We start from the raw sequence: 12,191 nt of genomic DNA on the forward strand, positions 1-12,191 counted from the left end.
TGGGGATTGGGGACTGGGGACTGGGGACTGGGGATTGGGGATTGGGGACAAGGTAGACAAGGTAGAATTTATTTCCTAATTCACTCATTACTCATTACTCATTACTCATCACTCATTACTCATCACTCATTACTCATCACTCATCACTCAGCACTCATCACTCAGCACTCAGCACTAATGGTAATCAAACAATATTTTGAGGTTCAATGAATCACAATCAACCACCAATCAACTTAGCACCTGGAGTTATTGCGATCGCACGTCGAGTCAAACCAGGATCGGAAACTGCTTTTGAAGAAGCTACTAAAGGCGTGATATTAGCTGCTAGTACCTTCCCTGGATATTTGGGTAGTGATGTACTTTACCCTAGTAGTAAAAGAGGTGAATGGCAACTCATCTTACGCTTTGACACTCCTGAACATTTGCAAGAATGGGAAACTTCACCAATTTGTCAAGGTTGGATTGCGCGTGCAGATGCGCTGACTGTGAATGAAGCTAGAGTTACCCGTGTCAATAGTCTAGAAGCTTGGTTTACTTTACCAGAAATCCCCAATGCAGTACCGCCACCTAAATGGAAAACAGCGATTGTTAGTGCAGTTGGGATATATCCAGTGAGTTATTTTATGCCTGGCGTACTCAGACCAATTATTGGTGGTCTACCTTTGTGGCTAGCTACTCTCATCAATATTAGTATCACGATGCCGTTAATGACCTGGGTGATTATGCCCCAAGTAACGCGTCTATTTAAAGGATGGCTGTACCCGTCACAGTAATATAATGAATAGAACTATTTCAACGTGTATGTATACGCACCACACTAAAAAAATTATTATACTTAGCTATAGATTGTTTACATTACTTTATATAACGGTTTTTGTAATTATCCCTTGATAATTTTTTGCTATGCCATACTAGTAGGTGAGAATTAATTCGGCGACCGCGTTTGTTTTTAGTATTGACGGGCTTTTTCCTTTTGGTATATACAGACTTTTCTCCGAAACTTAAATCTCCTAACATTTATGATTTCGGAGACAATTTATGTCAGTTTATGTAGGCAATCTTTCTTATGAAGTTACAGAAGAGACTTTAAATGCGGTTTTCGCAGAGTATGGCTCTGTGAAACGGGTTCAGTTACCTACTGACCGCGAAACAGGCCGTTTACGTGGTTTTGGTTTTGTGGAAATGGGTACAGATGCAGAAGAAACAGCTGCAATTGAAGCACTTGATGGTGCAGAGTGGATGGGACGTGACCTGAAAGTTAATAAGGCTAAACCCAAAGAAGATAGAGGTTCATTTGGTGGCGGTCGGGGAAGCTATGGTGGACGTAATCGCTACTAAGTTCTATAAATTTAGCTCTAGAAGCTTAATCCACTAATCTAACAAGCACATTAATTGCATTTAGCACCGGCTCAGGCAGAAATGCTTGAGCCTTTTTAATACCGCATCTCAACTGTGCAGTGAAAGAGAAAATTCAAGCTTTCTCCGCCAAAAACTAATATCTGGAGTTCTCCATGTCAGACTCAGGTACTCACACTCCTGTAGAACCTGCTATTTTAATCACTATCATTGGTGAAACGGTACTAAAAGACCGGATTGTTAAGCTGCTAAAAAGCTACGATGTAAGCGGCTACACCATTAGTCAAGTACAGGGTGAAGGCGGTCACGGAAGACGCTTGGCCGATATAGCAGGCTACAACACTAATATTGAAATTAAAACAATTGTTTCATTAGCGGTATCTGATGAAATCATTTGTAAATTAAAAGAGGAGCAAGGTAAACACGCCTTAATCGCCTTCCGACATAGTATAGAAGCCTTCTATTGATTAACTTTTCTTTATATGGCAATTTGTATAGATATGTTGTCGGGAGCAAATTTTATAAATTGCCATGTAATTGAAACCCTTGGTATGATTAGCTTTCAGCTTAGATGGCTTCATTTTCATACTCAGGGATATCACCAAAATCATGTAGACTCTAATAGCAGATTGCTAGGTGTATCAATAATGGAAACTACTGCAAATACAATTTCCGAGTTTGAGAAATTATTTAGACAAAAATTACAGCTAAATAATTGTAAATTGAGGAAGAAAAGGCAAGAAAATAATTATGAAATTACTACTCCTGCTAAAGACATTTTCTTAATGTACTGGTGCGAATTTCCTGAAATTAACTTGATATATCAGCCTGTAGGCATACGCACACAACAAACTGCTGTTTATGAACGAGCTATCCGTTCTCACATTAATTCTTGTGTCAGCAGTCTCCAAGGCAGCATTATGATTACTAGTCAATGAGTCTGTTTTTTTCTCAGATTTACTGGATGGCTTAAAATTAACACTAACCAGTAGGGATTAAGAGCCTATTTATGAAGTAAATATTTCAGTAAGTAGAACGAATTGAAAAAACCAATCTATGTAAAGTAATGTAATGTAAAAAATTGCATTTAGTTCGTAGTAAGGACTTTAGTCCTCTCATAAGGACTAAAGTCCTTACTACAAACTTTTAATTATTTACACAGTTCTACTTAGTGGCATGACACGACTAAAATGATGCAATCAATTTTGATGGAATTAAACGCAGAGCCACGCGGATAGAACTTCTATTAATGCACTATTTTAGCTGTGTCACTCCACTACAAATTTTCGGTTTACTTGATAAATAGTCTCTTAGTTGACGAGAGAAGAACATGAAAATTTTACAAGTTTAAGGTTATTTTTAAGCCAATACGGTTCAGTTAAGTGAATAGTAGGTTGGGTTGAGCGATAGCGAAACCCAACAAAGTCTTGATGATGTTGGGTTTCGTTCCTCAACCCAACCTACACCCGTTTTGTTTTGAACCTTAACTGAACTGTATTGATTTTTAAGCTAATTATGTGACTTCATATATTTATGGAATCTAAAAAACACAAAATCGATTACAAGTTTCATTCAATTCATATTGAAGAGGAATCATTAAGCAGAAAGGCTTATTACTATAAGATTTTTGGGGACTTATGTCATAGTGGCGGGTTTGTCAACTCAATTGCTGAGGCAGAAAATGAAGCAAAAGCAAAGATTGACGAAAAATTTAATTTAATAGAAAAAAAATCTGCTTTACAGAGATATTGTGTAATGCGTGATTTTGAAAGCTTTGTTGAGTTGTTAAACCAGCAACAGGAGATACCTAAAGAGGTAGCTTATCAAGTAGCTTCTCAACTAGCTTTAGCTTCAACTTTAAAGTATTTTACCAAAGAAGCACAAAATGTTGACACAAATAGTTCAACAGATATCAGTAAAGATATAAGCACAGAAAACTTACATTAAGAATCTCTAGCAATCAGATTTTATTTCTGGACTTACCCATGAGAACAGAGAACTCCTAAAGGGGAACAGAAAATCAAAACTGTACTGATTTTTTTCACAACTTAAATAGCTACCTGCTGAAATCACAATCTCGTCATTTCAAATAATTGCTTGGCATTTGCGCCCAAAAAGGCATCAAACAATTCTTGTTTACCTGGTGTAACTTCTACTAAATAACGTTGGGCAATTTCATAATAAGCGTAAGTCCAAGGAATCTGTATTTTCTCTCCACTGATATCATCAATTACTGTCACCATTTCCTTCACTGCGGCGGTGGCTGTTTGACGCAAGCCACAATTTACATCACCTTCTATTTCGTTTTTCATTGGTACACCCAAATTAGCTAAACCTCTAGCAGTAGTATCTATATCTGGGTATGATGATGTATTCTGGCGGTTAATATAGCCAGTAAAATGATTAACAGCGTAGCCATGTAACAGCACCCAAGCACCATATTGAGTCACTTGATTGACAGTTTCCACTGTAGAACGCAGAGGAATTTGCCAAGGACGAGAGAAAGCTGTACGTAGTTTCTGAATAATACTCTCATCGTCTGTTTCTGCTTGACTAGGAAAGATTAATTGCTGCTGAATTTGAGAAACTGTTTGATAAATGAGTTGAGCCGTATTATCAGGTAATTCATCTACAATTAACTCGCTGATAAATAGCTTGGGTAAATCAAATTCTACTTGTTGCGGATGACGATAGTGACGGGCATAGAGGTGAGTTTGGGGGAAAATATATTCACCGACTGGTAGATAGCCCAATGATTCAACGATTTGTCCTAAATAGTTGATACCTAAATTAACCCGACCTTGAGGACTATCAACCACCATTTGCAAAGACCGAAAAGCGATATGGTCATTAGCAATATTTCCCCCAGCCCCAGTAATCATTTGTTCATAGATTTGAGCATAATTCACCCTGGCTTTATATTCTTGCCAAAGCAATTCCCATAAATGACGAACAATTTCAGGTTTCATAGTTTTTAGTCAATAGTCAATAGTCAATAGTCAATAGTCAACAGTCATTACTCATTACTTATTACTCATTACTTCTCCCTTGCACCCTGCACCCCTGCACTCTTACACCCCCACACCCTCAAAATTCAAAATCTCACTCAAAATATCAAGTGCTGTTTGAATTTGGTCGCTTTCAATAACTAGAGGTGGACAGAAACGAATGGCGGCTTTACCACAACCTAATAATAGTAGACCTTTTAAAAAGGCGGCTTGAATGATGCGATCGCGCAATCTACTATCATAATTACCCTGGGCATCTAATAAATCTACCGCTACCATCAAACCTTTACCCCTGGGTGATGACATTCTGGGAAATCTTTCGTGTAATTTGGTGAGTCCGGCTTGTAGCAGTTCTCCCATTGCGGTGGCGTTAGCCATTAAGCCACTATCTAATAGTCTTAATGTGGCTATAGCCGCCGCGCAAGCTACGGGGTTTCCGCCAAAGGTGGTGGCGTGAGAACCAGGCGGCCAGGTCATAAATTGACTTCTGGCGATAACTGCACCTAATGGTAAACCACTGGCTAGACCTTTAGCTGTGGTAATAATATCAGGCGATACACCCCAATGCTCAATGGCAAATAAGCGACCGGTGCGTCCCATACCTGATTGCACTTCATCCACTACCATTAACATACCGTGGCGATTGCAGATATCCCGAATTCTGGCTAAAAATCCATCTTCAGGGACAATATAACCACCTTCGCCTTGAATGGGTTCTACGATAATGGCTGCAACTTCGTGGGGCGGGAGGATGGTGTTAAATAATTGTTGTTCTAGGTGGTCTAAACTGGCGTGAGTTCCGTAGGGAATATGGGTTATTCCTGGAACTAAGGGGCCGAAATTGGCGCGTTGTACTGTTTTAGAACCAGTCAGAGACATTGCGCCGTAGGTGCGTCCGTGGAATGCACCTAAAAAGGCCACGATGAGCGATCGCTTGGTATAATATCGAGCTAGTTTCATCGCGCCTTCGTTCGATTCTGCACCGGAATTGCTGAAAAATACTTTTGCGCTGTGGGGAAAAGGGGCGCGAATGGCTAAATGTTCAGCAAGTTCCACCATCGGTTCATAGTAAAAATCTGTCCCCGACATATGCAACAAGCGCGCCGCCTGTGTCTGAATTTCCTTCACAACTTCTGGGTGGGCGTGGCCTGTCGCGGTGACAGCAATACCTGCGGTCATATCCAGAAACACATTCCCATCTACGTCTTCTAACATACAGCCTTGCCCACGAGACACCACTAAAGGATAATCACGGGTATAAGAAGGGGATGTAACAGTGCGATCGCGCTCTACAATAGCTAAAGCTTTCTCTCCTGGTAAAGATGTCACCAAATGCGGTACACGCGGTAAAGGTCGCTCAATGGGAATACTTATCATATTTGTTGTAATTTATTCTAAATAGGGGTAATTAAACTGCAATGTGCCAGCACGAACAGTAACATTTGATTCTATTCGTGTATAACTTACGCATTGACACATTAGCAATAATATGTCCTATTAATTATAAAAAAGTCTTCTCTCTCCATACTTACACCCTAGTTTAGTAATTCAGTGTGCAGGTTATAATGCACTGTTAGGCTGAGTTTTTCCCCAACCTTGGAAGAGTTTGATGCCCTGTTAAATGTGCTGTGAGGACGTGACGCTTAGTTAATTTTTGCCCAAGTTCTGTATATCTTTTATTTTCCCTGTTCCCTAGCTATGCCAGTAATTTTAGGAATCAAATTTGCATGACTATAGAACTCATATTTGATTTATGAAAAAAAATCAGTACAGTTTCACCTTATTTTTTTCCTCTTTCCTGTTCACTGTTTCCTACTTACGCAAATAATTCCAGTCATCAAATCGAGTTCCGAGATTATGAATATGATATTCAGCCAAAAGCTTAAACTAACAGTAGGTATTGCAGCGTTGATGTTGCTAGGTTTTACCAGCAATCATCTATATAATCACAGCAAAAATCAACAAATAGCCCAACAATCCCAGGATTTTGACTCTAACCTTACATCAAACCAACAATCAGCTAATCTCCTAACTCCGGTAAGCTTTTCGCAAAATTCCCTACAATCTACAGCGATTCATCATAACTTACCAAAAAATCCAGACCACCTTTCCCAAGATAACCAAAATTTAGCTACCACATCCGTTAGTTATCCAATTATTGATGAATGGCGCAAGTATAAATACAGCGTCAATGGTAATCAAATTTTATCAGCAGCGCAATTACCCACCACAAAAGTTAACTTTAATCAGTCCGATTTATTAAGTGTCCTAGTTAACACAAGGCAGTATTTTCAAGAACATGGTTCAGCAGATCCAGATATCTTAAGACCTGGGTTATTGAGTACACAAAAAGTTACTACAGAAGACATTCTCAAAACTCTAGACTTCATGATTGTAGTTTTGCAGGAAGATATTGCTAAAAACAGGATTACACGTTTACAAAACCCCAACTTTATTAACAGATATTTTCGCGTCATTCGTTGGGATGCTTATAAACCAGATAACCAAAATCAAAAGCAATTACGTATTACAAAATATGCTGTATTTACCCACCCAGGAACAAGAAAAAAAACCGCAACTTACAACACACCAATTTACAGTTTAAAAGACAACGCAGCTACAGATAAATTCTATACCAGATACACCAAGCAAGATGTTTTATCAGGCATTTATGAACCCGGTGGCAAAGAATATGGGAAGGTAGCACCACTCGCTTATTTAACCCGTAATGGATTGGAAGAAGCCTTAATGCAAGGGACAATCCTGATTAACTTTCTCGATGGTTCTCAAGGATTTTTCAATGTAGATAGAAATAACGGAATGTCTTATATCCGAGGGTTAAAAGCAACAGCACAAAAGCGTTATTGGTACTTCAGACAAGTTGATGCCATCAAAGGTTATGGACACACAATAGATGCCAAGATTTCGATTAAACCAGGAGTAACCTTTGCAGGCGATGTGTTAAATATTGGTTTAGGTAGAGTGGTTGTAATTGAACACACCCAAGGCGGCAGAAAACAGCTACAAATGGGAGTAATTGCAGATACAGGCGGTGCATTTTTACCCAACCTGTATCAACTAGATTACCTAGCAGGCATTTTTCCCAATCAAAAGTCATTCCGGCAATATATAGGTAGATTGCCAGAGTATGCTAATGCCTACTTTTTAGTCAAGAAGTAATAGGAATTAAAAAGGCAAAAGGCAAAAGGCAAAAGGCAAAAAAATCATCTTTTACCTTTTTACTTTTTCCTTTTACCTTGTACTAATCTCTCCACAAAGCGATACCACCTAATAAACCACTGATATTAGGAATAAGTCGGACATTTAGAGGTAATTGGAAATTTACTTTTACTGCTTCGCCGCCGCCAATATAGAGATAATCATAATTAAATAGCTTTTGCAAAGATGCGATCGCCTTTTCTAAACGACGATTCCATTTCTTTTGTCCCACCTTTTCTAACGCTGTCCTTCCTAGTTGTTCTTCGTAGGTTTCTCCCTTACGAAATGGATGATGTCCCATTTCCATGTTTGGGACTAATTTCCCATCGACAAACAAAGCCGAACCAAAACCCGTACCTAAAGTAATCACTAACTCTACACCCTTACCTTTAATTGCCCCAAATCCTTGCATATCTGCATCATTAATCACTCGCACAGGCTTATTTAATTTTTGTAACAATGCTGTTTCCAAGTCAAAACCAATCCAGTGAGAATGCAAGTTAACTGCTGTTTCTGTGACACCACAACGCACCACACCAGGAAAACCCACCGAAACCCGATGAAATTCACCTTGGGCGGCGGCTAAGACCATAATGGCATTAATTACTACCTCTGGTGTAGCAGGCTGCGGTGTCTCCACACGCGCCCTTTCCGTTACAGGATTTCCCGCAATATCCAACACCATCGCTTTTACACCACTACCGCCAATATCAACAGATAAAGTACGAATTGAGCCATTATCTTCGACCATTGTTGAGCCTCCAGGTCAATATTTAAGATTTGGTTATTATGCGCTGAATTAGGTGTTTAGGGAATGGGGAATGGGGACTGGGGACTGGGGAGCAGAGGCAGAAAAACTCTTGAATTTTGAATTTTGAATTGATACGCCGGATGTCCAATGCCCCATTAAGATCAAAATGAGGGAACATATAGTAAGCGAAAGGCGCGTTCTTTCATTTTGAATTTTGAATTTTGAATTTTGAATTTTGAATTTTTAAAGATGCACAGTTTTATTCCCCCAGAACGGTTTTTTCCCTACCTCACCTGGACTGAAATTCAGGCTATGCCTAATAAGGAAAATGTGGTTATCATTCAACCTGTGGGGGCAATTGAACAGCATGGGCCGCATTTACCACTCCTTGTTGATGCTGCTATTAGTGTGGGCGTTTTAGGTAAGGCTTTGGCTAAGTTAGATGCTGATATTCCTGCCTATGCTTTACCCACTCTTTATTACGGTAAATCTAATGAACACTGGCACTTTCCCGGCACGATTACCCTCAGCACAGAAACACTCACAGCCACAATAATCGAAGTAGCTGAAAGTATCTACCGTGCTGGGTTTAGGAAGTTGGTATTGATGAATTCCCACGGGGGACAACCCCAAGTCATGCAAATGGCGGCGCGAGATTTACACGTTAAGTATGCTGACTTTTCCGTATTCCCGCTTTTTACTTGGCGTGTACCGCATATTACTAAAGAATTATTAACCCCGAAAGAAGCGACTCAAGGAATGCACGCTGGGGATGCGGAAACTAGTATTATGTTGGCAATTTTGCCAGATCAAGTCAGATTAGACAAAGTTGTAGCAGAATATCCCCCAGAACAACCAGAAGATAGTTTATTGAGTTGGGAAGGTAAGTTACCCGTGGCTTGGGTGACAAAAGATATTAGTAAAAGTGGTGTAATTGGTGATGCTACCACAGCTACTAAAGAAAAAGGCGATCGCATTTTAGACTCTGTCTCCGATGGTTGGGTAGCAGTGATTAAAGAAATTTACGCCTTTCGTCAACCCACGTAGAAGAGGCAAGGGGGCAGGGAGCAGGGGTGTACGGGAGACAAGGGAGAAGTAATGAGTAATGAGTAATGAGTAATGAGTAATGAGTAATGAGTAATGACTCAGCACCGGCTAAACGCCGCGCTACCGCTAACAGCACTCACAACTCAGCACTCAGCACTTTAAATTCTATGGGGACGAAAACTGCTGTATTTGCTAGTGTAGAGATAATGTCAACCTCAAAGCCCATAAATGAATTTATGGGGAATGTATACAAGAATTTTGTAGGCGCAAGCCTGCTCCGTAAGACGCTATGTTAACCCATAGGGTATTTTGAATTTTGAATTTTGAATTTGGAGCAAAGCGACGTGACGGACTTTGATTCTCAAAACTACCGTTCTTATAGCCAAGACGATGTACAACGTATTTTACAGCTTGCGATCGCCCGACAAGCTGACGACCAAGATAAAGAGTTCAGCTATGAGCAAATCTTAGAAATTGCCCAGGAGTTAGAAATTTCTCCCGATACTTTAAACCTAGCAGAGAAAGACTGGCGATCGCAAAATCGCGAACTTCAACAAAGACAAGCATTTAATACCTACCGCCTCACAAGATTTAAGAAACGTTTAGGTAACTACACTATTGTTAATGCCTTTTTTCTCTTAGTTGATTTTATAGGAGGTGGTGCTATATCTTGGTCACTTTACCTATTGCTATTTTGTGGTTTAGCTTTGGGACTTGATGTTTGGAATACCTTTCTAGCTAAAGGTGAAGAGTATGAAATGGCTTTTCAAAGATGGAATCGCAAACATCAAATTAAACAAACCATCAATACTTTTGTTAATAAGTGGTTCAAAGTTTTAACTAGTTAAGATTTGAGAGTTTATTCTCCAAAATTAAGCAACAGATGCAAAGTTTGAAACCAAGATGGTGACTTTATTAATGGCGTAAAGCCTGCGGCATAGCTACTCGTTAGCGTCTCCGAGAAAAGTCCATTGCGAATTGGTATAAGTCCTAGCAATGTTCAACTTTCTACTTTGATATCTTCTTTTCTAAAGAGTTCTAAAAGTCCAATTGTGCCGACAAAAAAAGTGTAAATACCATATTTCAAGGGTATTCTATTCCGTGAATTCGCATAGAAAGTTGCTATTATTGCTTCTAAAAAATGGCTGAAGAGCGCAAATCTTCCAATCCAAAAAACTATATTTAGACTATGTGATGTTGTCTCGTTAATTAAAGGTGTGTAAATATTCCATATTTCTAAAATAATTGCACTAGTAATCAAAAAAATAGATATAAGCTTTATGAGAAAAATTATCTTACTCTTTAACATTTTTAACATCATCTTTAAAACTAAGTTAATTGACATTCATTGACACCATTTACTTTACTATATAACTAGTATTTTTTATAAAAAAATACTAGTTATATAGTAGTGTGTATATTGCTGTGTTCAGGATAAAATATTTTCTTAAAACTCTCTTATGTTGTGGGTTATCAGCCCACAACACAATAACTAGATTTTTGGTATTTACCTATACCTCCAAATCATGTTTTTAATTAGTTGTCAAAACTTTATTGGTGTTTTCAGCTTGCAGTTTCACCCAGACAAAAAAGACTATTGCTAATAGTTGTGTTGCAGAAGCAAAGATAATCAGCGTAGTAATTGTATGGTCATATAACACACCCATTAATGTACTACCTAAAAACCACGCTAGACCATAACCAGTGCTGAAAATACCGTAGGCGGTGGCGCGTTTGTGCTTGGGAACCATGCCAGCGATCGCAGCTTTTAAAACTGATTCCTGTGCGCCCATGCCAATACCCCAAAACGCTATCCCTAAAAGGGCTAATTGGGTATTACCTAAAAAGACTAAAGGTGCGAATAAAGAGGATAAAACAGCCGCAATCATCAACACAAAAATTCCAATGCGGTCAAACAGATAGCCAAATATTAACGCCGCTACTGCATCGATTCCCATTGCAAAAGCATAAAACAAAGGTATAGTTTGCCCAGTCGCAATCCCTTGTTTTTGAAAGTGAAAAGCAATCAATGGAAAATCTGCATAACCAGCCGCAATAATCGCTACAGCACCCAAATAAATCCAAAAAATTTGCGGTAATTTTTCTTCTTGGCTAGTTTCTTCAGTTTCTTCCTCAAAATCGCTAGGATTGGGATAGATAAATTGTAAAATCCCTAACACAATTAATCCCAAAACCGCAGGTACAACCAACACTGTAAAACCGTTGCGGTATTCTCCCTGAAAATAAACCATTGCAGCTACCGCCAAAGGCCCCATGACAGCACCAGTTTGATCCATTGCTTCATGTAAACCAAAGCCAAAGCCCCTACCAATTTGACTCACACCGTGGGAAAGTAACGCATCCCGTGGCGGAGTCCGAATTGCTTTACCAGTGCGTTCAGCCATCATCAACCCTGCGGCTACTTCCCACCTACCAGCGAAAGCTAACAGTGGTACAACGGCGGTATTCACAAAGTAACCCAAAGTCGTGATTCCCCAATACTTACCCGTTTGGTCACTCAAATAACCAATCACGAGCCGCAAGCCATAGCCAATCAACTCCCCAAAACCAGCTACTAAGCCCACCACAGTACCGCTAGCTCCCAAAACTTCTAAATAAGCTCCGGTAATACTACGCGCTCCCTCATAGGTAGCATCAGCGCACAGGCTCACAAAGCCTAATAAAATTACAAACCTCAAAGCGGCTGCTTTCTGTGGCATACTCCAAAAAACCATAAATAGCTTTCATATTCAAGCATACGATTCCACAAAAGAGGCAGGGGTACAGGAGGAAGTCTTGACAATTGGATT

The 12,191-nt window shown here is 39.5% G+C and carries 13 protein-coding genes; 9 read left to right on the forward strand and 4 right to left on the reverse strand.

Going from position 1 to position 12,191, the window contains the following annotated elements; all coding sequences use genetic code 11:
- Nucleotides 1–206: 206 nt before the first annotated feature.
- The 5 genes from ACQFX9_RS25215 to ACQFX9_RS25235 all read left to right on the forward strand — a co-directional run bounded on the left by ACQFX9_RS25215 (nt 207) and on the right by ACQFX9_RS25235 (nt 3,303).
- Nucleotides 207–773 carry an antibiotic biosynthesis monooxygenase gene (locus ACQFX9_RS25215; protein WP_427159308.1) on the forward strand — a complete coding sequence of 189 codons (567 nt, stop codon included), beginning with the start codon at nt 207–209 and terminating at the stop codon, nt 771–773.
- Nucleotides 774–1,038: 265 nt separating this feature from the next.
- Nucleotides 1,039–1,338, forward strand: a complete 300-nt coding sequence (locus ACQFX9_RS25220) for an RNA recognition motif domain-containing protein (RefSeq protein WP_427159309.1) — start codon at nt 1,039–1,041, stop codon at nt 1,336–1,338.
- Between the two features lie 173 nt (nt 1,339–1,511).
- On the forward strand, nt 1,512–1,823 hold the full coding sequence (locus ACQFX9_RS25225; protein ID WP_427159310.1) for a P-II family nitrogen regulator: 312 nt from the start codon (nt 1,512–1,514) through the stop codon (nt 1,821–1,823).
- A gap of 180 nt (nt 1,824–2,003) precedes the next feature.
- On the forward strand, nt 2,004–2,294 hold the full coding sequence (locus ACQFX9_RS25230) for a hypothetical protein (RefSeq protein ID WP_427159311.1): 291 nt from the start codon (nt 2,004–2,006) through the stop codon (nt 2,292–2,294).
- 595 nt (nt 2,295–2,889) lie between these two features.
- On the forward strand, nt 2,890–3,303 hold the full coding sequence (locus ACQFX9_RS25235; RefSeq protein ID WP_427159312.1) for a hypothetical protein: 414 nt from the start codon (nt 2,890–2,892) through the stop codon (nt 3,301–3,303).
- A gap of 122 nt (nt 3,304–3,425) precedes the next feature.
- On the opposite strand, the gene ACQFX9_RS25240 is transcribed toward ACQFX9_RS25235, so the two are convergent.
- Nucleotides 3,426–4,325 (reverse strand): DUF1338 domain-containing protein, encoded by a 900-nt coding sequence (locus ACQFX9_RS25240; RefSeq protein WP_427159313.1) that lies wholly within the window; start codon nt 4,323–4,325, stop codon nt 3,426–3,428.
- Between the two features lie 102 nt (nt 4,326–4,427).
- On the reverse strand, nt 4,428–5,741 hold the full coding sequence (locus ACQFX9_RS25245; protein ID WP_427159314.1) for an acetyl ornithine aminotransferase family protein: 1,314 nt from the start codon (nt 5,739–5,741) through the stop codon (nt 4,428–4,430).
- A 480-nt stretch (nt 5,742–6,221) separates the two neighbouring features.
- Here ACQFX9_RS25245 and ACQFX9_RS25250 point away from each other — a divergent pair, with 480 nt between their 5' ends.
- Nucleotides 6,222–7,544 carry a hypothetical protein gene (locus ACQFX9_RS25250; RefSeq protein WP_427159315.1) on the forward strand — a complete coding sequence of 441 codons (1,323 nt, stop codon included), beginning with the start codon at nt 6,222–6,224 and terminating at the stop codon, nt 7,542–7,544.
- 82 nt (nt 7,545–7,626) lie between these two features.
- On the opposite strand, the gene ACQFX9_RS25255 is transcribed toward ACQFX9_RS25250, so the two are convergent.
- The gene (locus tag ACQFX9_RS25255) at nt 7,627–8,334 is read right to left on the reverse strand and encodes an ROK family protein (RefSeq protein WP_103138256.1); all 708 of its coding nucleotides are present in this window, start codon (nt 8,332–8,334) and stop codon (nt 7,627–7,629) included.
- A 249-nt stretch (nt 8,335–8,583) separates the two neighbouring features.
- Here ACQFX9_RS25255 and ACQFX9_RS25260 point away from each other — a divergent pair, with 249 nt between their 5' ends.
- The 3 genes from ACQFX9_RS25260 to ACQFX9_RS25270 all read left to right on the forward strand — a co-directional run bounded on the left by ACQFX9_RS25260 (nt 8,584) and on the right by ACQFX9_RS25270 (nt 10,229).
- Entirely contained in the window at nt 8,584–9,381 is a 798-nt protein-coding gene (locus tag ACQFX9_RS25260; RefSeq protein ID WP_427159316.1) for a creatininase family protein, read from the forward strand.
- A gap of 86 nt (nt 9,382–9,467) precedes the next feature.
- The gene (locus ACQFX9_RS25265; protein WP_427159317.1) at nt 9,468–9,677 is read left to right on the forward strand and encodes a hypothetical protein; all 210 of its coding nucleotides are present in this window, start codon (nt 9,468–9,470) and stop codon (nt 9,675–9,677) included.
- Between the two features lie 48 nt (nt 9,678–9,725).
- On the forward strand, nt 9,726–10,229 hold the full coding sequence (locus tag ACQFX9_RS25270) for a 2TM domain-containing protein (protein ID WP_427159318.1): 504 nt from the start codon (nt 9,726–9,728) through the stop codon (nt 10,227–10,229).
- A gap of 684 nt (nt 10,230–10,913) precedes the next feature.
- Here the strand turns inward: ACQFX9_RS25270 and ACQFX9_RS25275 are convergent.
- Nucleotides 10,914–12,101: an MFS transporter gene (locus ACQFX9_RS25275; protein WP_427163001.1), complete on the reverse strand. Its 1,188-nt coding sequence runs from the start codon at nt 12,099–12,101 to the stop codon at nt 10,914–10,916.
- Nucleotides 12,102–12,191 lie beyond the last annotated feature (90 nt).

Source organism: Aliinostoc sp. HNIBRCY26 (assembly GCF_050235535.1).
GTDB lineage: Bacteria > Cyanobacteriota > Cyanobacteriia > Cyanobacteriales > Nostocaceae > Trichormus.